Below are 23086 nucleotides of genomic sequence, written 5' to 3'. Positions count from 1 at the left end.
TCAGCGGCAAAGCATTCGGAGTCCCGCAGGCCGAACCCTGGCCTGACACCTCAGAGCCTCACAGGGAATGGACCGATCATCCGCTGTTCTACGTCGACCTCACGTAGGGGTGGCCCGCCCGTGGCCGAGGGCTGGGTTGCTGCGGCCCGTGCTTGATCAACAAACGATCGGCGCGTGGTCTATGCGCAGACATATCCGGATGTGCTACGTAGGATCGGTTGCGTGTCCGGGCTTCAGGCGAAAGTGGTTGTCGATCCAGCCGTTCCCGACCAGGCGGCGGAACTGTTACGGCAGCACCGCAAGCTTCTCCTCCGCGTGCGCGGCGGCTGGGCGCCCCCGCGCAGAAGAGCGAACCGCACGTACAAAGTCATCATCAAGGTCGTGGCGTGGTCATCGTTGGCCGTGGCCGCACTGGCCCTCTTCCGGGCCTACGCCTACGGCGCCTTCGCCTTCCTCTGGGTCGGCGTCCTGTCTTTCCTGCTGGTCTGCCTGGTCAAGCCAGAACGAGACCCCGAGGCGGAAAAGCAGCTCGACGCCGAGCTCGGCGTCTACGAGTGCGCGCGGCAGTACCAGGGCCGGTTCGTGTTGCGCGAGGACCTCGACGAGGCCGCCAGGGCGCTCATGCTGCGCACGCACTGCGCGATCGACGCCGTCACCGAGTCACGGGTCAACGCCGAGGGGCTGCTGGACGGCGCGCGTAACGCGATCATGCTGCCCGCGCAGGAGTGGGAGATCGCCCGCCTGCTGGCCAAACTGTCGGGCCTGCGTGCCGAGCACCGCGAGATCATGTCCGAGGGCGTCACCCCGGAGGTGCTGGCGGTCTCCGAGCCGCTGGCCAGAGTGCTGGAAGACAGCGAGCGGGCGGTGACCGAACGCGTCAAGGCGCTGGAACGCTACGCCGGGCACGTGCGCGACGCCGAACGCGCCTACCGCGCCCACAGCCAGATCGAACGGCTGACCGCCAAGCTGCCCCGCTACGAGGAACTGCTGACCGAATCCGGCGCCGACAGCCAGGCGGTACCCGAGCTGACCGAACTCGCCAACGACGCCGGCCGCCTGGAGCAGGCCCTGCGCGACAGCGTCAGCTCGGCACACGAGGCATTCCGGCACCTGAAGAGGTAATAGTTCGAGACGTGCCGGCCCACAGTTGTCCACGCCACCTCATGCCAGGGCATCATGATCTCGACGTCTTTGAACGCCTGACCACGACCCAGCCGAACACCCGAATCAAGGTCAAATACAGCAGACGAATCGGCACAAAACCCGATCTTGCCGCCTTCGCTGGTCAAATCCGCAGATCAAGCACCACGCGACGAGTTATGAAGCGATACAGGTCAACGTCATGGCCACCGTGGCCGGCGCCAGCACAGGGGCCCACCACCTGGGCCACGCGCACCATGACCGGCCAGCGCGAGCCCAGCAGCACGGCGCCCACCAGCCCAGCCGTCATCGGAAGCACGGTCATGGTGATCACCCCTGCCGCGCCGTGGTCGTGTGCGGACGGCCAACGGTCTCCAGGTAGACGAACGGTCCGCGCAGGCCCCGGCCGATCAGCCAGATCAGCAGGTTCACCGCCAGCGCGCCCAGCGCCGCACCGACGATGATCCACACCGGGCGCAACCGGACCGCGTCGGCCGACCATGAGGAGGCATTTCTCGTGGTCTATAGGACCTGCTGACACCCTTTGGTTACACCCTGGCCAGCGAGGTCAACGTGGTGAACCTTGCCACCGTCAGTCGTAGCGACTAGGGAGTTCCGTCACAGACGCAGAGGTCGCCAGCGGCTGATAGGCTCCGGCAACCCACGGGCTTCACGAGGACGACCTCGGCGCTCAGCACTAGCCACAGGTACAGCGCCCTCCTGGACGCCGTCGTCGCGCTCGGCAACGCCCCACACTCCAGAGACCTCCAGACCGCTCCTCAGGCGTTCGGGCCTTGACCGCTTCCAGAACCCTTCACTCCGGCCGCGATCCCGCCGGCAGGCCTGGGGCCGGGTAACCCTGCCGCGACCTCGTATGTAGGGCGAGATCGCGGGCCAGGTGGGCACGACGCAGCCCGTGTGCGCGCAGGTGCCGCAGATCCTCGGCGGTGTCGTACATGAGCTGGACGTGGAAGTAATTCACATGCTCCAGCACGGCGAACAACCCAAATGCCAGACCTGGCCAGCTGCCCGCTCCCGGATCGGTCACCGCGGTCCAGACGATGAACAGCAATCCGATCATCAGGACTGCCACGTTGGCCCTGCGGGCGACCGCGAAGACACCGATTCCGGGCAGGGAACCGCTGCGCGTGCCCAGCTGACGGAGCTTGGCGAACCAGTAACCCGCCCCCTCCAGCAGAACGAGCGTGAACAGCGCAAACCCCAGGCTGTTCGCCGCGCTCACCGGCAACCCGACCACGCCGAACCAGATCACCGCTTGCAGCGGGATGTTGAGCAGCTCGAGCCACGCCAACCGGCGAAGCCGTAGCCGGATCCAGGAGCAGGAGCGGTGATTCACCTGGCCAACTATGGCAGACGCGCTCCGCTCCACCCCACGCCGGAGAACGGACGTTCCGCTATCCGCAACACACGGGCTACCGATGAGCGATCGTGATAGGGACGCTGAGATTCTTGCTCTGCGTCATCAGCTCACGGTCTTGGAACGGTAACTCGGCACCGACGTACGGGTGAGGTTCGCCCCCGAAGACCGCTTCCTCCTGGCGGCGCTCCTGACCTCACTCCCCGAGCGCCGGGCAAGTGGATGAACCGTGTCCTCCCACGCGGCCATGAGCTCGCTCGCCCTCTACCAGGCGGTGACGGCCGCCGACCTAGTCGACCCCGAAGCGGTAGCCACCCACAGCTGACCCGGGCCCCACCGCGCCCGGCTATCCCGGGCCGCCCGTGCCGGGCCGGCGCCGCCCTGCCGCCGTCTGGGCGGCGACACCGGCCGCCCGAGGGCATGCAGGCCATGCCGGGGATTTCTGAGCAAAGCGACGCTCTCTCTCAGTGTGCGGCCGGCAGGCCGTAGCGGCTGAGGAACGTCGCGACCGCTTCCTCGCGCAGCTGGGCAAGCTCGCCGACGTCGGCCGGTTCGGAGCGCGCCGCGAGCGTGAGGCGGTTGAGCGGGTCGCCGAGAACCAGCCAGGTGAACTGCTGCGCCGCCACGAGCGCGTCTCCGGCCTTGATCAGGCCCCGCGTCGCCAGGGTGGTCAGCGCGTCGGCGAGCAGGTGCGTATTGCGGGTCCAGCTGCGCGCGACGTAGTCGGCGGCGACGTCCGGGAACTGGGTGGACTCGGTGGCGACCAGCGATCGCATGCGCAGAACCGGTTCGCTCAGCACACCTATGTGCAGGACGTGCGCGAGCCGCAGCAGGCCGGCTCGGATGTCCGTGGACTGCGCCAGCGCTTGCGTGTGTGGTCGCATGGCGTCGTAGCCGCGATCGACCCAGTCTCGGACGACCGCCGCGTACAGCCGCTCCTTGGAGGGGTATTCGCGATAGAGCGTCTGTTTCGAGATCCGGGCCCGGGCGGCCACCTGGTCCATCGTCGCGCCGGGATACCCCTGGGCGAGGAACACGTCGCGGGCGATCGTCAGCAGGTCCGCACCGGCGCTGCCTCCTGGGCGCCCGCGTGGTCGCCGCCCTTTCGCCTCTGTCGACATCCGTCCCCCTTAGTACTTGACGGTACTATAACTTGATAAATATAGTACTTCTCAGTACTTAAAGGAGAACAAGATGCTCGCACTGGGAATCGCCCTCGCCGCGGTCGCGGCCTTCATCGCCAGTTCCCTCTACTACGCAGTGGCCACACCGTTCGAGCAACGCCGGTTGGGCGCCGCGGCGCTCGACCGGGGACGGCCGGCACCATGGAAGGCGGCCGTGGAGATGCTGCGGACCGCAGTTCTCGCCGGCGTGTTCGCCTGGATCGCGACCCAGGCGAACCTGCTGGACTGGCCCTCAGCCATGCTGCTGGCCTTCGTCGCGTGGCTGGGCTTCCCGCTCATCCTGCTCACCGGCTCGGTGCTGTGGGAGCGCGTGCCGGTGGTCACCGCCGTCCTGCACGCCGGAGACTGGCTCCTGAAACTGCTGCTCATCGGGGCCGTGCTCGGCTTCCTGCACTGACTCGATGTCGGCATGCGCGGTGGTGTCCGCCGCCAGCGGATGGCTCTGACCGATGATCGGAGCCAGCCGCCCTGCGGCGGCTGCGATATGTCCACCACCGTGAGCTGCCGCCGGTCCGCGTCACTGATCACGGTCTGCGCACCGCTGCTCATGCCGTACCCCGAGAACCTGCTGGCCGCCTGTCCGAGGCCACCGACATGGCGCCGGTCGAGGTGCGCCAGCGCTGGCCGAGATGGGCGCGCCGCCGCGTGCGTAACGGCGTTCTGGAAGAGGTCGAGCACACCGGGCTGGCGGCACGGCTGAAGGCCGAACTGGCCGCGATGGCCTGATGGTCCCCGGTCGCGGCATGACCCTTCGTGGCTCTCTTCGGATGGTGCGGCTGCGCTGCGGGGTTTCACGACGAGCGGCAGGCCTCACTTTCCGCGGGCTCCCGCCGGCCTGGGCGCTTCGCCGGCTCCGGGCCCGCCCAGATCCGCACCTCGCCAACGGCATGCGGCGTGACGTCCTGGACGAACCAGTTGTCCGGCACCTGCATAGCCGTGACCTTCCGGGACTCCCCGCCGACCATGATCCTGAAGTCGGTGATCGAGCCGTCGCGCTTGGCCAGCACCTTCCGCAGTTCGCCGACCGTGACGTTCTCGAAGGCGACACAGTGCAGCAGCTCGCCGGGAGCGTTCACGAAGCCCATCGTGTCGTACTTCTCGCCCGGCTTGGCAGGCCGCGCCAATACGATGGCCGCCTTTTCCGACAGCTTCGCGGGGATGCGCAGCGAGATCGTGCAGCCTGTCGGGTCTGTCGCGCACGCATTCGTCAGGGAGACGATTTCCGTGGTCGACAGGTAGACGACTGACCCGACCACGCTGGGCGAGCCAGGGGTAAAAGACAGCTCGATGTCCAATCCTCGTACGCGGAACTCCTCCCGATACCGTTCAGGATCGACGTAAAGGTCGCTGACGGTGACGATCCAATCGTCGCCCGACCGCTGGAACGCCAGCGCGGCACTGGGGGCGATCGGCGCCTTCTTCGGCAGGAACGCCACCCCGACGACAGCGGCCAACGCGATGACCGCGGCCAGGGGCAGCAGGACGGGCCAGCTCCACCGCCCGCGTACCTCGGCGGGCGTCGCCACGATCTCCTCCATGAGCTCCCGCGCGCCCCGCCCCTCCTGCGGCGCGATGGGAGCGGGATCGATGGTCCTCAGCATGCGGTCGACCTTGCTCACAGGTTCTCTCCCCTCAGTTCCGCGGTCGGGTTTCCCTCTTCGGCCACGCCCAGCTCTCTGGCCAGCCGTTTGCGTGCCCGGTGCAGGCGGATGCGGACGGCTGTCGCCGTACAGCCGAGGACCTTGCCGATCTGCTGCCCGGTCAGCCCTTCCCAGCAGGTCAGCGCGAGCACTTCACGGTCACGCGCGGACAGGCGGTCGAACACGTCCCTCACGTGGTCGAGGTCCGCGGGGGCCGCGCGGCGCTCGGCTGTCAGTTCCTCACGAAGCCGCTCGGCCAGTACGGCCCGGCGGGAGGCGCCGCGGCGCTGGTTGGACAGCACGCGGCGGGCCACGCCGTACAGCCACAGGCGCGCCTCATCGCCCTCGGGCACATCGCCGATGCGCCGCCACGCGGTGAGGAACGTCTCGGAGATGGCGTCCGCGGTGTCGTCAGGTGAGTCGGTACGGCGGGCGACGTACTGATGGATGGCCGGGTAATACGCATGGTAGATCGTCTCGAAACGATCCCGCGCCCCCAGTGGACGGGTCACGGATGGGTCTCCTCAAGCCGAAGGTGCCAGACATAGGAGTACATGTCCGGCCCCGGTGGCGACTGTTTCACCCCTCCAGACCCTTCACCGGTACGCCATCCACCGGCCAGAGCAGGCCGCCCACCCAACCGCGAACTCCGGCCCGCCGTGGGACATACCTGGCGGTCCGCTTCACCGAGCAGCCGGCGACGCCTGTTAGGTGACGGACTCGCCCGCCGGGAACTCGTCCTGCCGTGCCGCGCGGACACCACCGCCACTTTCCGGGGGCAACGTCAGCGCACGCGGTTCCGCTCAGTCCATCCTGCGGTGCTTGGTGTACTCGACCTTGGCCGGTCCCTCCGCCTCCAGCCGTCGGCCAGGTGACCAGCCGCATGCCTCGGAGAAGGAGTTGGCCGCGGTGTTGCCGGCGAAGCTCTCCAGCCGGATGGCTGCATGATGCGCGAACAAGGTCGACTCCGCATGCCGGAGCAGGACTCGGCCCACGCCCGCAGATTCGGCTCACCGCCCACGCCTCAACCAAAGCCTGAGACTGCCGTAGATCACCATGTCCGCACGGGCCACAGCCCCGGCCGACGATCACTCCCAAGGCCAGGAATCGGGCACCTAAGCCTTCGGAAGTTTGAGGACCGTCGTCTGAGAGGGCGGCGGAGGTTTGATCGTGAGCTTCGTGCCCCAGTCCGAGTAGCGGACGTCGTCGATGAAGCCAAACCATCCTTGACCGCCAGTGCCTCCCTTGAACCGGCCTTCAGGCTGGCGCCACTTGACCCAGACCCAGCGGACCAGGCCATCCGTGCCGATCCACAACCGCCACTCGATCGGCCACTCGCCATACTCGCCATCACGCGGCTCCGGATGTAGTTCCGGCCGGACAGCCCACAGCTGACGAAACGACATCACGCCCTGGTGGAGGGTGGTGGATACGCCGTCGTAAGTCGCGGAAGGCTGCTCTGAAGCCGTGGTCGCCAGCACGGCCGCGAGCACGTCCGGCTTGTCCAACTGCAGACTTCCCGCCTCCAGGTGCAGCTTGCACATCCACGGGGTGATCTCCGAGAGGGTCACCCACTTCTTGCTCTTGGGCCGCTTCTGTGACGGGTCGTGCACCCACAGATGTTTACCGATGCAGATGTCGCGCACGCTCCGAGGCTGGTTCACCAGGTCAGTCGCCACGACCTTGCCATCGCCGAATCCGATGACGCCTTTGGTGGGCTTGAAGCGTCGCCAGCCGTCGCCGTTATTGAAGGGGGGGCTTCCCCCATGAACGTGAACACCGATTTCAGGCGGCGGGCTTCAGGTTATCTGCCGTCTTCTCGTAGTCGATCGGGCTGAGCTGGCCGATGCGGGAGTGCCGTCGGACCGTGTTGTAGCGGGTGATCCAGCAGAACACCGCCAGGCGGGCGGTGTGGGCGTCGGACCAGCCGGCCGCTCGCCGCCCGCTCTCACCCCGAGCCTGCGCGGCGCGTACCCACACCCGCAGCGTCTCGCGGCTGACCCCCCCAGATCCCGCGCGATCGACGTGATCGTCCGGTCCGGCCTCGACAGCACCAACGCCACCGCGTCGGCCTTGAACTCGGGCGGATAGTTCTTCATCACCATCAGGGACATCTCTTCCCCTGGACCTCAAGATCCAGTCTCCAAGGTGTCGACGTTCAAGGGGAAAGGCCCATGTTCAACCTCTTCCTCCAGGACCGTCAGGAGTGCTTTGCTAGGCGGCTGCTGTCGTTGATGATTTCGTCGGTGACTAGCAACAGCGTTTGCGGGTCAGTTTGGACAGCGCTGAGGGCCGATGCTGTCGAGAAATGTCGGTGAGAAGTAGCAGCGCTGAGGGCCAGGTCTGCCTGTGTCGGCTCCGTGACGGGGCTCGGTGCTGGGTGCAGAAGTCCAGCCACTGATGTCGACCCGTCGGTGTGGATCGCATAGTCGCCGCTGCCTACGCAGGCGCGCCCGTGTTGACACCCTGATCCACCGACTTCGGGGTAGCGCGGAAAGAGTTGTGCGTCTTGCCGTACCCAGCACGCATTCGAGGAAGTACGTCGACACGTCCCTCACAACGAGCTCGCTGACGCCTGTGGTTCAGCCCGGTCCGCCGGCTGCGGGACCTGGCCGGGGAACCTGTGCCGCCAGCTTCTTCGGCGCCCGCAGGCAGTAGCTCTCGATGAGCAGCTCGGCGATCTCGTCCCAGTCCGCGTCCGGTTCGATCACCATGCCCACGACCTGCGGGTGCCACCTCGGTTTGTAGAACGGGTGGCCGGTGCCGACGAGCGCGGCGAGCTCGGCACCGTAGGAGCGGAAGGTCAGGACGGTGGCATCCCCGACGAACGGCGCGTCGCGGGTGTAGGCGGGCGGGTACTCGTCGCTGATGCCGAGGACGTGGGCGAAGGTCTTCTTGCGGACCAGCCAGCGGGTGCCGACCCAGGCCTGTTCCTCGTAGACGCCGGGGAGTGCGAGGCACAGCGCGCGGAGGCGGTCGAGGACGTCGTACGGCACGTCGGGGCTGTCCGGCATCGGCGTCTCCCAAATTTGTCGGTGCTCTCGTGCATGATGCCCGCCAAGAGCCTGAACCACGTCGACATCGGCACCGCAACCCCTGCCCTAACCATTGGTCAAGCGCGGATGGTTTCGTTCGTGAGAAGTGACCGCATTTGAGGGCTGGAACCATGATCAATGTTCGGGAGAGCCGACCGCATCATGGGATGGAGGTCGCGGGGTCAGGGAGGCCAGTTTGTCAGTACTCGGCCCTAGCATGCGGAGCATGAACATGAAGCGGTATGTCGACGAGGACCTGCACGGTGCAGAGTTCCGCGAGTGCGATCTGACCGGGGCACGCCTGATCGGCGTCGTCATGCAGGACGCCGTGATCGACGGGCTTATCACCAACCTCGTGGTGAACGGGGTCGAGGTCACCGAGTACGTCGAGGCAGAGCTCGACCGGCGTAATCCGGTGCGGCTGCTGATCCGTTCCGAGGACCCTGCCGATCTGCGCGAGGCAGCGCGTCAGCTCCATGCCGGCTGGGCCGCCACGATCGAGCGAATCCGTCGTACGCCCGGCATCGAGCGCCGCAGCGTGAACGACGAGTGGTCGGCCGTGCAGACGATGCGCCACCTGGTCTTCGTCCACGACTCGTGGTTCCGCCGCTGCTGCCTGGGCTCGACGGAGCTGTTCACGCCGATGGGCATCGGGACGACCGTCGAGCCCTACCGTGGAGCGCACGGGCTTGACCTCTCGCTCGATCCGTCCCTCGACGAGATCGTGAGCGTGCGTGACGCACAGGCCGCCGAGCTCGAGGCCTGGCTCGACAAGGTCACCGCTGAGCAGCTCGCCGGGCGAGCGCCGGTGCCCGACGACGATGTCTGGCCGCCGTACGCCCGTGGCCGCTCGGTGCGGCAGTGCCTCGGCACGGTGCTCAACGAGACCTTCGAGCACCACGGCTTCTGCGTCCGCGATCTCGACCTGATCGAGGCACAGGACGCTGGGTAGGACCGGCTACGAGAGCCGACGGTCTCCACAGTCCCGAACACAGACGTGAGGAAGCGCACCTCTGCGTCGTGTCCCGGCTGATCACCCATGCGGTGACTCGTGCGTATCGCGGAGGAACCTGAAACGTTTTGCTGGATTGTCATGTATCCGAGAACGTCAGGCAGCACCTACAGCAACCCCGTGGCACCACCAGCACGCTGCGGCCCTGGTGCGTGGCTAGTCTCCTCGGCGCCCCGCGATGATGGCCGACCGTAGTCTCAGGTAAAGATCGTTCGTCCTCGGCTTCGCCTGCGGGCGCTCCATCTTGACCCGATCCTCCGGCCGGCCGGTGAGCACTTGTCCAAGGAGGCGGGAGGGATGGGGGGGTTAGCCTGCTGTGGCTTTCTGGGCGGTTGCGGCTTGGGCTTGCGTTTTGGCCCACCGGTAGGAGTGCGTACCCGTCTCGATGATGTTTCCGCCGTAGGTCAGGCGATCGACAATGGCCGCGCAGAGCCGAGGCTCAGTAAATGTCTTAGTCCATCCCGAAAACGCCTCGTTTGATGCGATCGCCACACTGTTGCTCTCCTCTCTTTCGGTCAGAACCTAGAACAGGAGTTCGGCTCCGTGGCCAGCGGTATGAGCAGGTGGGACTTGCCCGTCCCGGAGTCGCCGATCAGCCACAACGGCAGGTGCTTGCGCACCCAGTCGCTAGTGGCCAGGGTATTAATGACGGCAGGATCGATGTTGGTGTTGGCATCGAAATCGAATTCGCGCAGTGACTTCTGCCGCGGGAACCCGGCCATTTTGATGCGCCGCTCGGAGGCCTTGCGCGCACGGTAGTCGCACTCGGCCATCAATAGCTCGGCCAGGAAGCCGAGGTAGCTCATCTGGTCGCGTGGTGCGGCGGCGGCCAGGTCGGCGAACTGGCCGCGAATGGTCGGCAGGCGTAGCTTCTGGCAGGCCTGGTAGATGGAGGCCTCAGCTGCTTCCTCGGTGATCCCGCGGCGGTGGAAGGTGGTCATGGCGGTTCTCCCTCGGATGCGGGCTGCGCACCGCTTGAGCGGCGGCGCAGCAGCTGGTCATAGACGGCCGCTGATGGCAGTGGCCGGGTGTCGGGAGGCAGCTGAGCCAGCCGTTTGCTGGTCAGTGAGACCACCGCGGGCTCATCCAGCCAGGCCAGGTGCTCGGGGCGCGGCTCGGGCGGGTCCGAGGCGGGAGGCTCGTCGGCTTGGGCGATCTTGCGGGCCTCCAGCGCGACGACGTCCGCGCTGAGGGCGCCCACCGTAAGCGCGGCGGCGATGCCCGCGACCACGTGGTGATGGGCCATGTGCCGGTGCAGCAACAGAACCTCGATCAGCTCGCGGGTGCCGGCGGCCTCGCCGTGGGCTTTGCGTGCCGCGGCCCACCAGGCTTCGTGCGTAGGGGTGAAGGTGCCGGCTTGCCGGGCCTGTTCCAGCGCGGTGGCCCCGGCTAGCGCGCCGGGCTTGTGCACGAGCGCCTCCAGGTAGTGGTCGAGCTCGAGCCGGGACCCGCATTTGGCGATCAGCCGCTCGCGCATCACCGCAATCTGTTCGCGTTTGGCCGCGACCTGCTCGGCCAGCCGATCCTGGGCCGCTTGCAGCCGAGCTTCGGCGATCGCCACGGGATCAGCGCCAACCGGACGCGACCCCACATCATGACGGCCCGCCCGAGTCGCCTCGAGAAACGCGCGCTCCTTGGCGGCCGCGGACTCGGCGTCCAAGCCTCGCTCGGTCTCTTCCGCGACCACCTCGGCCAGCGCCAATTTGATCCGCTCCTCCCGATCACGCCGCCCTTGCAACCGCCGCGGCGTCTCCTCACCGCGCTCGCCTGGCCCGAATGTGGCGTCCTCGGTCGCATCCTGCGCCGCAGCCCGCGCCGTCTTCGATGTAGCCGAGCAGGGCGGTGGAGTTGTCGGCCCAGCCGCCGTGGCGGCCGATGCGTTCGAGGTCGGCGCCGGCACCGCGGGCGGCGGTGGCGAAGCCGCGGCGCAGCGAGTGGCTGGTCCAGGCGCCGGTCAACCCGGCGGCCTGGGCGGTGGCGGCGAATGATGTCGGTTACGGCCTCGGCGCTGAAAATCCTCACGATTGCGGGTATTGCGGCAGCTCATCCTGCGCGAGACCGTCGCATGAAGCGAAAGGGGCGAAGGTTCGGGTCCGCCGGTGCAGATGGTCCTGCCATGCCGTCTCCCCCGAAGCCCCGTCGCGCCGTCTACTCCACGAGGGGTGCGCTGTCGGCGACGCTCACCTTCAACTGCGCGCTCGACGACACCACGCTCCCGACCGGAGCCTCGGCCAGCTTCGCGTCTACGACCACCCCTCGGCGGCCGAGATAGTCGTAGGTCTTTCGGTCGAAGATGTGCTCCTCCCTGACCCCGGTGGGCGAGACCATCGCCGCAGCTATGCCCTCGCGTCCCGCGGCGTCCTGCGACTCCTTCACCGTCACCACCCCGGGAATCGTGGCCGCCGCGCGGAAGAGCGCCGCCCGCTGCGCGGCGGGCAGATAGGACTCCGTGAGCAGTCCGCCGACCCGGTTCCACGCCTCGTAGTCCTTCAACCCGTCGTTGGGCACCTGCGTGTAGAGGTGCCTGCGCATGCCCTCGGTGTCGGTCGGCAGCCTGCTGACGTAGGCGTAGTCGTCGCGCAGGAACTCGGCGCCGTGGTCGAAGTCGGCCGCCCGCTGCGGACGGCCGGGCTTGCCCGCCCGCGCCTGCTCCCCCTGCGCCCGCAGCGGGAGTGCGCGCCCCGGGTACGGCAGAGGCGTCAGGACCTCCTCCTGCAGGACGCCGTTGACCGAACTGCCCTCGACCGGCAGCCAGATCTTGCGCTTGGAACGCGACAGCCAGATCTGCCCGTCCGACTCGGCCGAGTCCATGCTCTGCGACTCGTAGACGAGGAACTGGCCCGGTCTGGGATGCAGCTCCGGACGGCTGCCGGCGTGCGCGGCCGCTCGCGACAGCACCTCCACGGCCGCGACCGTGCGGATCATCGGCGGGGGCGGCACCGGAGCGGGCCGGCTCTGGACAAGGAACACCGCCACCCCTGCCACGGCCGCCAGACCCCCCGCCAGGGCGGCGCGCAGTCCGATGCGGCGAAAGTCGGGGCGGGCCGGGGCCGACATGACGGCCATCAGACGCTCCGCCTCGCCGCGCAGGTCCTCCTGCGGGGGCACCTCGGAGCGGAAGTTGTTGAGCTGAGCCAGCTCATCCATGGCGAACCTCTTCGACGTCGAGAGCTGTGGGATCGGTCCCGCCCAGTTCCTCGCGGATCTTGGCGCGGGCCCGGCTTACGCGCGATCGGACCGTTCCGACGCGGATGCCGAGCGCCTCGGCAGCCTCGGTGTAACTGAGGCGGCCCCAAGTCACCAGGAGCAGCACGTCGCGGTGCCCGGCGGGCAACGCGGCCAGCGCGGCGGCCAGGCTCCGCTGTACGGCCTGGGCGCTCAGACGCTCGTCGCTGCGCGCGGTGAAGGGTTCGGTGACCGGGTCCACACCGGTACGGGCCAGCAGGTTCAGCTGCCTGGCCTCGGTGCGTTGGTGGCGGCCGATGAGATTGGTGGCGATGCCGTACAGCCAGGGCAGAGCGTCGTGCCTGGCCAGGTCGTAGCGGCCGCGCTGGCGGAAGGCGGCCAGAAAGGTCTCCGCCACCACATCCTCGGCGATGTCGAGTCCGAGGCGGCGGATGACGAATCTCTTGATTTCGGGCGCGTGTCTGCGGAAGATCTCCGCGAACACCTCGGGCTCCTGCCGGGACCGCGCGATGATGGCGGAATCGGCGGGGCTCGCTTCTGACATGCTCTGGCCTCTCGGCTCACAGATGGGACACCCATACTTGCCCGCCCACGGCCGACCGGTTCCCACCATCAGGTCCGCACCCACGGACAAGAACGAAACCCGCGACGACGAAAGACGACCACTGAACGGCTGGCCCAGCGACTGGCCTGCGTGGAGGGCGCTGGACGCCAGCCTGGCGGAGGGGTAGGAAGCCCCATCGTGATCAGAGCTGATCGTCGTCTTCGGCCTTCGTGTCCCTGCGAGTGCGCACCTCGCGGTGAAATGGGCGGTCTGAAGAGGGGTGCATCCGGTACCCGGGTACAGGCTTTCACCCGCGAGGAATCCGAGCGCCGCGCCGACCTTCCCCCAGAGCTCCGCGCGGTGGAGCGGCTGGCACCGCGCCCGGCACGCCGAGCGCGAGCGCGGCCACGAGCGCGGGCGCTGACCCGCTGGGCTGGGCGCAGGAGAACGCCGAGAAGTGGGGCGATGGCTGACCACTCGTCAAGTGCCTGCCCGGCCAGAACGCTCAACGACCCAAGATCACGATCGCCACCCCCCGGGCACGTGGGCATGACTCCGCGGCGTGGCGGGAGGGCGGAGGGAGGGAGATGCAGCGCTGGGCTACCACCCCCAGGACTGCACTCTCCGGAAAGTGCGCCAGACCCATTTAGCAGCAGAACTTACAGTCTGGGGGTGAAGCGCAGGAGGGTGTGCAGGCCGGCAGGCCGACCGCTGCATGCGGGGAGTGCACTCAGCAGGGTCGCGCGACCTAAGAGGCCGGAGAAGGCTGAGGGGTCCGAGCTTTCTGGGCCGTACAGTCCCGGTGCGAGCCTGCGGTAGGCAACCGGCGGGGCGGCTTCTTCCGTCATTCCAAGCGCCTTGCACGTGGCGCGGTGGTCGTCGTCGTAGGGCTCGAAATTACTGCTGACGCGCGGCGCGCCGTCGTTGTCCTCGACCACGACCCGGCTCTGAAACGAGCCGTATTCCCCGGCGATCGGGGCCGTGGATGCTTCGGCGGTGAGATCGAAAGGCGGGGTGGCAGTGCGTCCGGTCACTTCTTCGATCACCGCCTGGTGGAGGCGGTCCTGAAGCGGGAGGCTGCCCGGCCCCGTGCCGAAACTGGTGATGACCGTGTCGTGCTCCGGCATGACCGTGAGGAGCGCGTGTCCGCCCGGCGAGCTGCCGCCGTGGAAGGCGACGGTGGTTCCGGCGATGGGCACCAGCCACCAGCCCAGCCCGATCGGCGGCGCCTGCGGGATTCCGAGGTCGAAGGTCGGAGTCGTCATCGCCTTCGCGGCGTCCGTCTCGATCACGCGACGGCCGCTCGGTGCGACGCCGCCGTTCAGGTGCATGCGGCCGAAGGCGAGCATGTCCGCGACGGTCACGATCGGCGTCCCGCCGGCGGCTCCGATGGATTCTGGAACGGTGAAGACCGCCGGCGTGCGCAGCCTCTGGGCGCCGGGGTCGAAGACCGCGCCTACGGCCGTGCGGCGCAGGAACGCCTGGGTCTGTACGGCGGTGGCGTCTCGCATCCCGCTCGGCTCGAAGAGCTCCCGCTGGATCGCCCGTTCGAACGGCAGCCCGGTCACTTCCTCGATGATGCGCCCGGCGATCACAAACCCCGGATTCGAGTAGTGGACGCAGGTACCCGGTTCAAAGAGGACGTCCATAGTCCGCAGATGTTCCAGATAGGACTTGTGAGCGTCCCTGCCACGCGCCCGCGCTGGGGAGAAGCGAGTCGGCGTCGATGCCGTTGGTGTGGTTGACCAGCATCCGTACGGTGATCCGCTCTGCCGCTGCCGGGTCGCGCAGGGTGAAGCCGGGGACGTAGCGCCGCACCGGCGCGTCGAGATCGAGACTCTCGCGTCCGGCCAGCCTCATCAGCAGCGTTGTGGTCAGGACCTTGGTGACCGAGCCCAGCAGCCAGCCGGTGTCCTCGGTGAACGGCTGCTCGGTGGTGAGGTTCGCGGTGCCTGCGGCGAGGGTGAACTGGTCGTCGCCCACCGCCACGCCGATGACCCCGCCGGCGACGCCGCCGTCGGCGAGTCCGTCCTGGAGCGCCTGGTCGAGGTGGAGCCGGATCGCGTCCATCATGATCGTCTTTCTCGTCGAGGTCCTGTGAGGTGCTCCATGAAGAAGGCGACGATCTCGGCGCGGTACTGCCGGCGGATGTCGCGCTCACCGGCTCCGTGCCCGGTGTGCTCCCAGACCCGCAGGAGGACGGGGTGCGGCGACGTTGTCGCCTCCTGCAAGCGTGCCGCGAACTTGCGGCCGTGCCAGGCCGGGGTGTTGGCGTCGCGGTCGCCGCTGATGATGAGAACCGCGGGGTAGGCGGTGCCGTCGACGAGGTTGTGGACGGGTGAATAGGCGTAGAGATAGTCGCTGAAGCGCGGGTTGCGCGGGTCGCCGTACTCGATCGACATGGCGAATTCGGCGTAGGGGTCGTTCACACCGCGCATGAGGTCCGTGATCGGGACCTCGGGCACCACGGCACGGAACAGGTCCGGTCGCTGCACGATGGCGACGGCGGCGGTGAGTCCCCCGTTGCTGAGCCCGGTGAAGCCGAGCCGGTCCGGCGTCGTGAGCTCCCGTGCGATGAGCTCCTCGGCGATCGCGTAGAGATCGTGGTAAGTGTTCTGTTTCGCCAGGTAGCGGCCTTGTTCTCGCCAGTCGCGGCCGAACGCGCCGTCACCGCGGAGATGTGCCCACGCGAGCATGCCGCCGGCTTCGAGAAACGGCCGCCACCAGCCGGCGTACCTCAGCAGCGGTGGCGCGCCGAACCCGCCGTAACCGTTGATGACGATCGGCCGCGGCCCTTCGCCGCCGAACTTCTTCAGCGCGAGCAGGTGACAGTGCACCTGCGTGCCGTCCGCGCTGGTGGCCACGACCTCGGTGACGACCGCGTCATCGAGCTGAGCCGCCGGCGGGCGTAGTCGCGTGAGCCGGCCCTCGCCGATCGAATAGCGCCAGATGCCGCCGTCGAACCGGACGTTGACCGGTGTCATCGTCACCTCGTCGGACAGCGCCATGGCGCGCAGCGCGCCGGGCCACACCACCGAACCGGTGGGCAGCGGCACCCGTGCGTGCACACGACCGTCCAGCCGCAAGATCTCGACGACCGACGCGCCCCGTTCGTAGGCCTGCAGCACCAGCCAGTCACCGGCCCGGGATAGATCGGACAGCGTCAAGCCGGACTCCGACCGCAGCTCCGCCCAGGTCGACTCGTCGCCACTGGTCGTCACCGGGATGGCCACGATCCGGCCGCGGTCGGTGCCACCGGTCACGACGGCGACATAGGTGTCGGCGACGAACGCTCCGCTGCAGGCCCCGTCACCCGCGGGCAGGAACTCCCGCCACCCTCGGTCTGGCTCGGCTCGATCGAGGATCCACCGCATGCGCCGGTGGGCGACGTCGATCATCTCCAGCGCGCCGACGAACCGGCCGTCGGAGGACACCTGCAGCAGCACGTGAACCGTCAGGTCGGCTCCGAGCTCCTGGGCGACGGCCTCGGCCGCGCCCGGCCGCCAGAACAGGATGCGCTTGACGCTGTCGACGACGTCGGCGCTTGGCGCCGCCGTACAGTAGAGGCCGCTCTCGTCGGGCAGCCAGGCGATGTCGGTGTGCGCGGCCAGAGGTACGTCCGGCGCGATGTCCTGGCCGGTGTCGACGTCTAGCACGCGGATCGTCGCGCCGCGCGTGTTGCCCTCTTCGGCGAAGGTGTAGGCGACGTATCGCCCGGTAGGCGAGGGGCTGACGGTGGCGAGCGCGAAGTGCCGGCCGCGCACGGCGGGGTCGATCACCAGCCGCGGCTCGGAAGCGTCGCGCTCCTGTACCCAGAGGGAGGCGACCTGAGCGCCGTCGAGATGCCGGATGAGGAAACTCCGGCCGCCCGTCGGCACGGCGCCGACAGACTCGTCATGATGCCCGCGCCCGGTGTCGGCCGCCTCTACCCCGTCCAGGATCGCGGCGAAGCCCGGCAGGCCGCGCAGCACGCCATCGGTGCGTTCATTCTGCTGCCGCTGCCAGTCACTGGTCCGCTCGGAGTCGTGCTCCAGCCACGTGTACGCGTCGTCGAAGGTCACTGTTCCGACGGTCACCGTGGTCGTGTTCATCTACCGGCTCCTTCTGCCTGGTCGTGGTGTCGGCGCAGCACGAACACCGAGTCGTGCAGGAACTCCGGCCTTCCGGTCGCGCCGAAGCCGCTGAAGAACGCTTCCGGCGTCGCATACCCGCCGGGTGCCCTCGCGCCGTGCAGGGCCCCGTCGCCGGCACCGAAGGCGGTCCTGGTGAGGAACCGCAGACGCCGCCGCGCCGGCTCGACGCTCGCCCCGTCCTGCGCTTCGCGACGAACGACGAGTTCGTCGCCGTCGAGGTCGACCACGATGCGCACGAGGTCGTTGTCATAGCGTCCCGTGTAGGGGCTCAGGTCGGGGATCGGGCCGGTGGGCAGCGCGAGCCACGGGTCCGGCTTGGTGATCCCGAACAGCTCCCGGGCGAGATGGCCGAACACCTCGTGGTTCAGGGCCGCGTCGCCCGGCGTCGAGTTGAACACCATGGCCATCGCCGTGCCGAGACCTGGCAGGAGACACAGGTGTGAACCTGTGCCGAGGTTGTGACCGGCGTGCGCCACCACTTGATGACCGTCCCACGTCGCGGCATACCACCCGAGGCACCAGCCGTCCCCGTACGGCCAGCCGGCCGGGACCTCGGCCTGCCGCTGTCGCATGGCCTGGACCGCGTCGGCGGAAAGGATCCGGGTGCCGTTGCCAGACCTGCCGTCGTCGAGGTGGAGTCGCGCGAACCGGGCGAGGTCTCCGGCGGTGGCCGCCAAGGTCGAACCGGTCGGCCCCATCGACCGGCCGACAAGCCCCCACCCCGGAGCCGGCCGCAGCGTCCCGTCCGTCTCGCGCAGGTGCGGGCGGGCGATCGGCCGCAGGAGGATCTGCTCCGGCATGGTCAGCGTGTCGTCGAGTCCCGCTGGTGCCAGCAGCAGTTCGCGCAGGGCCTCGTCCCAGCACCGCCCGCTCAGCACCTCGACCAGCCGCCCGGCGATGACGAACCCGGCGTTGCTGTAGCCCCAGCGCTCGCCCGGTCCGTGGACGGATGGTCGCGTGGCCAGGGCGTCGACGTAGCGTTCGACCGCGTCGTCGGCCTGGCCGTGATCGGCGTAGGGGCCGATCCCGAGACCCGAGGTGTGTGCGAGAAGGTGTCGCGTCGTCAGGGCGGAGGCGGCGTCCTCGTCGGCCAGGCGAAGGCCGGGCAGGTGCCTGCGGATCGGCTCATCGAGATCAAGGCCGCATTCGTCGGCCAGTTTCATGATCATCGTCGCGGTGTAGACCTTGGCCGTGGAGCCGACCAGGCACAAGGCGTCCTGCCGGAAGGGCTCCGCGGTCCGGACGTCGGCCACGCCCGCGGCGAACTCGCGCTGCTCTCCGTCGACCGTGATCGCGAGCCCGCAGCCGGCCGTGCCGTGCCGAGCGATCGAGTCGCGCAGTAGCGTCTCGACATCGCGCCAGAGTCCCGTACGGCTCCTCACTCGGCCCTGCCCTGCGGCCGGCCATCATCTTGTACGTCGACTTGTCCAACGGGCACGGATGAGGTGGCGAGCAGCGCATCGACCGCCGCGTGCGCCACTTCGCGTGGAATGACATCCTCGAACTGCTCCGCCATCAAGCTGAACCCGACAGAAAGGATCATCATCTGTTGTCCCAGGAGCCGGGGTGAGACCGTCAGCCGCTCACCGCTGAGGCTCGCCAACTCATCGATCCGCTGCTCCAGGGACGTCAAACGGGATTCCTGCCAGTGGTCGACGACGTCGCGTACAGCGCTGTCGGTCTCCCGCAACATCAGCAGTTGCCGCTGCAGGCTGAGAATGAGCTGCAACTGCTCATCTCGGGACACAATCATGTCGAGGTAGGCGTCGAGATATCCGTGCGCCCATTCGCCGAGCGACGTGGCGTCTGCGACGTCGAGGTCGGAGACATGCCGCTGGTAGTAGGACATGGCCTCGCGGATCAGGTGATCGCGTCCCTCGAAGTTGCGGTAGATGGCACCCGTGGTCAGCCCTGCGGCCGCGGCCACCCGGTGAGTGGACACGCCTGCCAGACCGCGCTCGACCGCGACCTCCAGTGTTGCCCGGAACAGCTTGTGCTGAGTCTCGGCGCGACGACGGGATTCCATCTCTCCCCTCCCAGTTTGATAACGCTCCATTATCCGATAACACCTTGTTACCAACGCCGGTTGGATGTCAAGAGGGCCTGAACATCGGGGCGGGGCGTGTACCGCGTCAAAACGCAACCACGACGGCTCTTACCTGTGGTTTGACGTGGTTCGTACCCGTAGGAAAGATCGCGTCTTGTGCCTATTCGCCTGCTCTATCTGATCATGCTTCGGGTGTTCGGCTGGCTGATGTTGCTGGGCCGCGGCCAGGCGTCGAAGGACGCAGAATTCATGGTGTTGCGCCATGAGGTGGCGGTGCTGCGGCGGCAGGTCGACGCCCGAAGCCGGGCTGGGCCGATGGGGCCGTTCTCGCGGCGCTGGCCCGGTGGTTGCCGGCGGTGCTGCGCGGTCATCGACTGGTCACTCCGGCAACGTTGCTGGCATGGCAGCGTCGCTTGTTGCGACGGGCCTGGACCTACTCGCAGCGGTCCGGGCGTCCAGGAACGACTCCAGAGATTCGAGAGCTGATTATCCGCCTGGCGCGGGAGAACCCGGCGTGGGGCCATCGACGGGTACACGGCGAGGTGGTGCGGCTTGGCCTCCAGGTCAGCGCGGCGACCGTGCGGCGGGTTATGCGCTCCTACCGTTTCCGACCGGCGCCCCGAGACCTCAACACCTCCTGGCGAGTCTTCTTACGGTCACCGGCCAAAGGGCTCCTAGCCTGCGACTTCTTCCGTATCGACACGATCTCTCTCAAGCGCTTGTACGTGTTGTTCGTGATGGAGGTCCGCACGCGACATGTGCACGTCCTTGGCGTGACCAGCCATCCGACCGGCGCATGGACTATTTAGCAGGCCCGCAATCTCCTGATCGACCTCGGCGAACGGACAGGGTCGTTTCGTTTCCTTATCCGCGATCGGGGCGCCAAGTTCACCGCCTTCTTCGATGAGGTGTTCGCCGCCGTGGGCATCACGGTGCTGAAAACTCCGCCGCGGACCCCAAGGGCGAACTGCTATGCCGAGCGCTGGATCCGTACGGTGCGCGCCGAGTGCACCGATCGCATGCTGATCTACGGCGAGCGTCACCTTCGCTCGGCCTTGAACGAGTATCTCGATCACTACAACGCGCATCGGCCACATCAGGCTCGTGGGCAGCGCCCACCTGATCACGATGAGCATGTGGTGGTGCCGCTGGAAGGTCGGATTGAGCGCCACGAGATACTGGGAGGGGCGATCAACGAGTACCGCCGAGCCGCTTAGCTCGGTTGGAGAAACTCCAGCTCAAACCGCACGCGCAGGTTTTGACGCCCTACAAGGGAGGTTCACCCTCCTGGCGCCCCCCGGTCAGCCCCACCCCGCGCAGCGGCCGCCGGTGGCGATGGAGATCGGTCCCCGACCACGCCGGCCCCGCAAGCCCGAGGACGGGGAAGAAGACCCGGATGGTCCGGGATGCAGTTGTTGCAGGCTCCCCCCGGACCATCCGCCTGTGCGTCGCCTTCCTGATAGAGAAAGGTGAAGGCCGTGGTCAAGTAGGCGCTTGACCGGGCCCCGCACGTGCTCCGGCCCAGGTTGGAACATGGTTCTAGCGCCGGATGTCCGCCCGGTTTATCAAGACCGGAGGTCATCTGTCACCAAGACCGCCGTTTCGACCTGGGTCGTCGCGTGCCGTTCACCCTGCCCGCGCGAAGAGACACCGAATCTCTGCGGCGCGCCGGCGGCACACGAATGTTGAACGGACACTGTACGGCCCCGGGTCGGCGGTCAGAAGACCACCCGAAGATCGCGCCCGTTTCGCCAAGGGAGTGGGAGTGGCAGCGGGCCGGGTGGCTGCGCAGAGGCCCGCCGCTCCTGCCCTTCCACCGTCGCACCGCCGACCCGATCCCCGCAGCCGGTTCGGCCACATCGGCCCAAATTTGCCGGATGACACCTGCCGCTCTCCACCGCCGTACGGTCACGGTCGGTGATCGTCTCATTGGCTCCTGGTCTCGGCGCCTCGCGCGCGCCTGTATGCATAGGGTCTACACCGGTGCAAGAGTCAGGCAACGTGCACAAACCGTGGAGCATCACGGTCAGTGATGACATGGCGGGCCTCCGTCCCGTGCGCATCCAGGTATCAAGGCCGACACGACGCCGCGGCCGCGCTCGACCAGCCGCTGACCGGGACCAGCAACTCCAGCCGGCTCTCCGGCAGACGTGCAGCGCCGGCCTGGCCCCGGCCAACGCAGAGACGGCCAGGGACAGGCCCGCCGAGCGCCCCCTCGGGAGGGGCTCGTCTTCGACAGGGCGCACGTGCGCCCCGCCGGGAGGCTCACGCCTGGTGCTTGGTGCTGGGTATACCGATCGGCAATCCGAGCGGGCTGCGGGGTGAGTTCACGCACGAGACGGTCGTGGCTGTGGGCGTTGCCGAACACCCAGCCGGCGCCGTGGATGTAGATGATGGCTGGCAGCTCGCCGCGCCGAACGATTACGCGAGCTCACCAGCATCGACTCCGAGGTCATCGGGCACTCTTGCACGCGGTGCCCTCGCGAACGCCCCCGCGGGCACAGGGGGCGTTCGCAGCTGGTGTCAGCCGACGTCCGGGTGCCGGTTGTCAGTCGATGGCCGGTCCCGGGACCGGGACGTAGCCGGTGAAGGAGCCGAGCAGCCCATTGGCACCTGGGCCCGCGAAGTTCCTGGCGAGGGCGCCCCCGGGCTCGCGGGCCAGCAGGATCTGGGCCTGCTGGCCCTCGAAGCCGCCAGCGCTGAGAGCCGTGGGGTTACTGCTCACCTGACCATCGATCCTGGTGAAGCCGAGGAAGCCGGCGGAGCTGATGCGCTTGTTGATGGAAAGGGCGTTGTCACTGCCACGGGTGTAGACGGCGGTGAGGTTGGCTTGGGAGCTGACCGCGGGGTCGCTGGTGAGGAAGCCGCCCAGTGACCGCCAGCCGCCGTTGGTCGTCAGGAGGGTCCACAGCCCGTTGTCCTCACCGCGGGCGAAGATCTCCGTTCCGTTGAAGAACATGTCGTCGGCGAGCGCGATGTTGCTGGTGACGCGCAGGTCGCCGAGCGGCTGGAAGCCGCTGGCGCCGGTGGGCGTCACCAGGTTGAGGTAGACGCGATGGTCGGCGCCCCGGACGTAGACCCTGATCTGGTTGGAGGGGATGAAGACGCGGCCGGTGGTGATCTCGCTGGTGGCGAAGCCGCCCAGGCTGCTCCAGCCGGTCCAGGCGCCTCCGCGCAGGATGTTGGTCCACACCGCGCCGTCGGTGCCGCGGGCGAAGATCCTGATGTTGGTGGAGGGTTCGCCTCTGGCCACGATCGACTCGATGTCGCCGGTCACTGTGAGACCGGGCACGTGGGAGAAGCCGGTGATGGTGCCGGCCGGGGTGATCGTGGTGGTGTAGACCTGGTCGTCGGTGCCACGGACGAAGAACTGCGTGCCGTTGGGCGTGACGACGACGGACGGGTCGCCGACGATCGTCCCGCCGAGCGATTGCAAGGGTGCGAAACCGTTGCCCGACCGCACGCCGTACAGCAGGGAGCCGTCGGCGCCACGGACGGCGACACCCTTCGCCACGGACATAAAGGACACGTCATAGGCGATCTGCGGAGTGCCGAGGTTGGGCAGGTCGGGTGCGTAGGGAAGAGGCGCCTGCGCCGCAGCGGCGGGTGCGGCCGAACCCAGCAGGCTCGCGGTCACCGCGGCGGAGGCGAGGATGGCCGCCGCGATGGCACGTAGCCGACGTGGACGTTTCATAGGGGTCGGTCCCTTTCTTCGTGGGAGACGGGATGACCACCATTCGCCTCATGCCGGTGCGCGGATCATCGGCGCCGCGGAAAGTGCCCGCTC

Annotated in this window: 26 protein-coding genes and 1 pseudogene; 5 read left to right on the top strand and 22 right to left on the bottom strand. The window is 68.0% G+C overall.

The genetic code is table 11. The annotated features are described in order from the left end of the window. Positions 1–222: 222 nt before the first annotated feature. Positions 223–1122 (top strand): hypothetical protein, encoded by a 900-nt coding sequence (locus tag ACIBKY_RS05020; RefSeq protein ID WP_397094499.1) that lies wholly within the window; start codon positions 223–225, stop codon positions 1120–1122. 163 nt (positions 1123–1285) lie between these two features. Here the strand turns inward: ACIBKY_RS05020 and ACIBKY_RS05015 are convergent, their stop codons facing one another. The 4 genes from ACIBKY_RS05015 to ACIBKY_RS05000 form a co-directional block, all read right to left on the bottom strand. Next, the gene (locus tag ACIBKY_RS05015) at positions 1286–1465 is read right to left on the bottom strand and encodes a hypothetical protein (protein WP_397094498.1); all 180 of its coding nucleotides are present in this window, start codon (positions 1463–1465) and stop codon (positions 1286–1288) included. A gap of 5 nt (positions 1466–1470) precedes the next feature. Then, positions 1471–1611 carry a hypothetical protein gene (locus ACIBKY_RS05010; RefSeq protein ID WP_397094496.1) on the bottom strand — a complete coding sequence of 47 codons (141 nt, stop codon included), beginning with the start codon at positions 1609–1611 and terminating at the stop codon, positions 1471–1473. Between the two features lie 343 nt (positions 1612–1954). Next, on the bottom strand, positions 1955–2497 hold the full coding sequence (locus tag ACIBKY_RS05005; protein ID WP_397094494.1) for a hypothetical protein: 543 nt from the start codon (positions 2495–2497) through the stop codon (positions 1955–1957). Positions 2498–2982: 485 nt separating this feature from the next. After that, on the bottom strand, positions 2983–3639 hold the full coding sequence (locus ACIBKY_RS05000; RefSeq protein WP_397094492.1) for a TetR/AcrR family transcriptional regulator: 657 nt from the start codon (positions 3637–3639) through the stop codon (positions 2983–2985). 73 nt (positions 3640–3712) lie between these two features. On the opposite strand from ACIBKY_RS05000, the gene ACIBKY_RS04995 reads away from it, so the two are divergent. Further along, positions 3713–4099 (top strand): DUF1761 domain-containing protein, encoded by a 387-nt coding sequence (locus ACIBKY_RS04995; protein ID WP_397094490.1) that lies wholly within the window; start codon positions 3713–3715, stop codon positions 4097–4099. 197 nt (positions 4100–4296) lie between these two features. Next, positions 4297–4428, top strand: coding sequence for a hypothetical protein (locus tag ACIBKY_RS04990; RefSeq protein WP_397094489.1), 132 nt, complete (start codon positions 4297–4299; stop codon positions 4426–4428). Between the two features lie 65 nt (positions 4429–4493). On the opposite strand, the gene ACIBKY_RS04985 is transcribed toward ACIBKY_RS04990, so the two are convergent. The 6 genes from ACIBKY_RS04985 to ACIBKY_RS04960 all read right to left on the bottom strand — a co-directional run bounded on the left by ACIBKY_RS04985 (position 4494) and on the right by ACIBKY_RS04960 (position 8356). Beyond that, positions 4494–5321 carry a hypothetical protein gene (locus ACIBKY_RS04985; protein ID WP_397094488.1) on the bottom strand — a complete coding sequence of 276 codons (828 nt, stop codon included), beginning with the start codon at positions 5319–5321 and terminating at the stop codon, positions 4494–4496. After that, entirely contained in the window at positions 5318–5854 is a 537-nt protein-coding gene (locus ACIBKY_RS04980) for an RNA polymerase sigma factor (protein ID WP_397094487.1), read from the bottom strand. The genes ACIBKY_RS04985 and ACIBKY_RS04980 overlap by 4 nt, the downstream gene beginning before the upstream one ends. A 291-nt stretch (positions 5855–6145) precedes the next feature. After that, on the bottom strand, positions 6146–6337 hold the full coding sequence (locus ACIBKY_RS04975) for a hypothetical protein (RefSeq protein ID WP_397094486.1): 192 nt from the start codon (positions 6335–6337) through the stop codon (positions 6146–6148). 120 nt (positions 6338–6457) lie between these two features. Further along, positions 6458–6988 (bottom strand): hypothetical protein, encoded by a 531-nt coding sequence (locus tag ACIBKY_RS04970; RefSeq protein ID WP_397094485.1) that lies wholly within the window; start codon positions 6986–6988, stop codon positions 6458–6460. A gap of 139 nt (positions 6989–7127) precedes the next feature. Next, positions 7128–7322, bottom strand: coding sequence for an integrase core domain-containing protein (locus ACIBKY_RS04965; protein ID WP_397094483.1), 195 nt, complete (start codon positions 7320–7322; stop codon positions 7128–7130). Positions 7323–7924: 602 nt separating this feature from the next. After that, positions 7925–8356 (bottom strand): MmcQ/YjbR family DNA-binding protein, encoded by a 432-nt coding sequence (locus tag ACIBKY_RS04960; RefSeq protein ID WP_397094481.1) that lies wholly within the window; start codon positions 8354–8356, stop codon positions 7925–7927. Between the two features lie 247 nt (positions 8357–8603). Between ACIBKY_RS04960 and ACIBKY_RS04955 the strand changes: the two genes are divergently transcribed. Further along, positions 8604–9329, top strand: coding sequence for a DinB family protein (locus tag ACIBKY_RS04955; protein WP_397094479.1), 726 nt, complete (start codon positions 8604–8606; stop codon positions 9327–9329). 366 nt (positions 9330–9695) lie between these two features. Here the strand turns inward: ACIBKY_RS04955 and ACIBKY_RS04950 are convergent, their stop codons facing one another. The 11 genes and pseudogenes from ACIBKY_RS04950 to ACIBKY_RS04900 form a co-directional block, all read right to left on the bottom strand. Then, on the bottom strand, positions 9696–9881 hold the full coding sequence (locus tag ACIBKY_RS04950; protein WP_397094478.1) for an ATP-binding protein: 186 nt from the start codon (positions 9879–9881) through the stop codon (positions 9696–9698). Between the two features lie 23 nt (positions 9882–9904). Continuing rightward, a complete protein-coding gene (locus ACIBKY_RS04945; protein ID WP_397094477.1) occupies positions 9905–10330 on the bottom strand; it encodes an ATP-binding protein in 426 nt (141 codons plus the stop codon). Then, positions 10327–11091 carry a hypothetical protein gene (locus ACIBKY_RS04940; protein ID WP_397094475.1) on the bottom strand — a complete coding sequence of 255 codons (765 nt, stop codon included), beginning with the start codon at positions 11089–11091 and terminating at the stop codon, positions 10327–10329. The genes ACIBKY_RS04945 and ACIBKY_RS04940 overlap by 4 nt, the downstream gene beginning before the upstream one ends. Positions 11092–11143: 52 nt before the next feature. Then, positions 11144–11365, bottom strand: a pseudogene (locus ACIBKY_RS04935) (hypothetical protein); the annotation flags it as partial. A 172-nt stretch (positions 11366–11537) separates the two neighbouring features. Next, complete coding sequence (locus ACIBKY_RS04930) at positions 11538–12536, bottom strand: CU044_5270 family protein (protein ID WP_397094473.1); 999 nt, start codon at positions 12534–12536, stop codon at positions 11538–11540. Beyond that, positions 12529–13119: an RNA polymerase sigma factor gene (locus ACIBKY_RS04925; RefSeq protein WP_397094472.1), complete on the bottom strand. Its 591-nt coding sequence runs from the start codon at positions 13117–13119 to the stop codon at positions 12529–12531. Before ACIBKY_RS04925 ends, ACIBKY_RS04930 begins: the two co-directional genes overlap by 8 nt. Before the next feature lie 659 nt (positions 13120–13778). Next, the gene (locus ACIBKY_RS04920; RefSeq protein ID WP_397094470.1) at positions 13779–14768 is read right to left on the bottom strand and encodes a serine hydrolase domain-containing protein; all 990 of its coding nucleotides are present in this window, start codon (positions 14766–14768) and stop codon (positions 13779–13781) included. After that, positions 14752–15192: a serine hydrolase domain-containing protein gene (locus ACIBKY_RS04915; RefSeq protein WP_397094469.1), complete on the bottom strand. Its 441-nt coding sequence runs from the start codon at positions 15190–15192 to the stop codon at positions 14752–14754. The genes ACIBKY_RS04920 and ACIBKY_RS04915 overlap by 17 nt, the downstream gene beginning before the upstream one ends. After that, positions 15189–17210, bottom strand: a complete 2022-nt coding sequence (locus tag ACIBKY_RS04910; protein ID WP_397094468.1) for a prolyl oligopeptidase family serine peptidase — start codon at positions 17208–17210, stop codon at positions 15189–15191. Before ACIBKY_RS04910 ends, ACIBKY_RS04915 begins: the two co-directional genes overlap by 4 nt. Next, the gene (locus ACIBKY_RS04905; RefSeq protein WP_397094467.1) at positions 17207–18634 is read right to left on the bottom strand and encodes a serine hydrolase domain-containing protein; all 1428 of its coding nucleotides are present in this window, start codon (positions 18632–18634) and stop codon (positions 17207–17209) included. The genes ACIBKY_RS04910 and ACIBKY_RS04905 overlap by 4 nt, the downstream gene beginning before the upstream one ends. Further along, on the bottom strand, positions 18631–19278 hold the full coding sequence (locus ACIBKY_RS04900) for a TetR/AcrR family transcriptional regulator (RefSeq protein WP_397094465.1): 648 nt from the start codon (positions 19276–19278) through the stop codon (positions 18631–18633). The genes ACIBKY_RS04905 and ACIBKY_RS04900 overlap by 4 nt, the downstream gene beginning before the upstream one ends. A 929-nt stretch (positions 19279–20207) precedes the next feature. On the opposite strand from ACIBKY_RS04900, the gene ACIBKY_RS04895 reads away from it, so the two are divergent. Beyond that, on the top strand, positions 20208–20516 hold the full coding sequence (locus ACIBKY_RS04895) for an integrase core domain-containing protein (RefSeq protein WP_397094464.1): 309 nt from the start codon (positions 20208–20210) through the stop codon (positions 20514–20516). 1331 nt (positions 20517–21847) lie between these two features. Here ACIBKY_RS04895 and ACIBKY_RS04890 read toward each other — a convergent pair. Further along, complete coding sequence (locus tag ACIBKY_RS04890) at positions 21848–22993, bottom strand: hypothetical protein (RefSeq protein ID WP_397094462.1); 1146 nt, start codon at positions 22991–22993, stop codon at positions 21848–21850. Between the last annotated feature and the right edge of the window lie 93 nt (positions 22994–23086).

This window comes from Nonomuraea sp. NPDC050394, assembly GCF_044459065.1.
GTDB lineage: Bacteria > Actinomycetota > Actinomycetes > Streptosporangiales > Streptosporangiaceae > Nonomuraea.
Note: the sequence above shows the minus strand (reverse complement) of the source record. Positions and strands in the feature narration are given on the sequence as shown.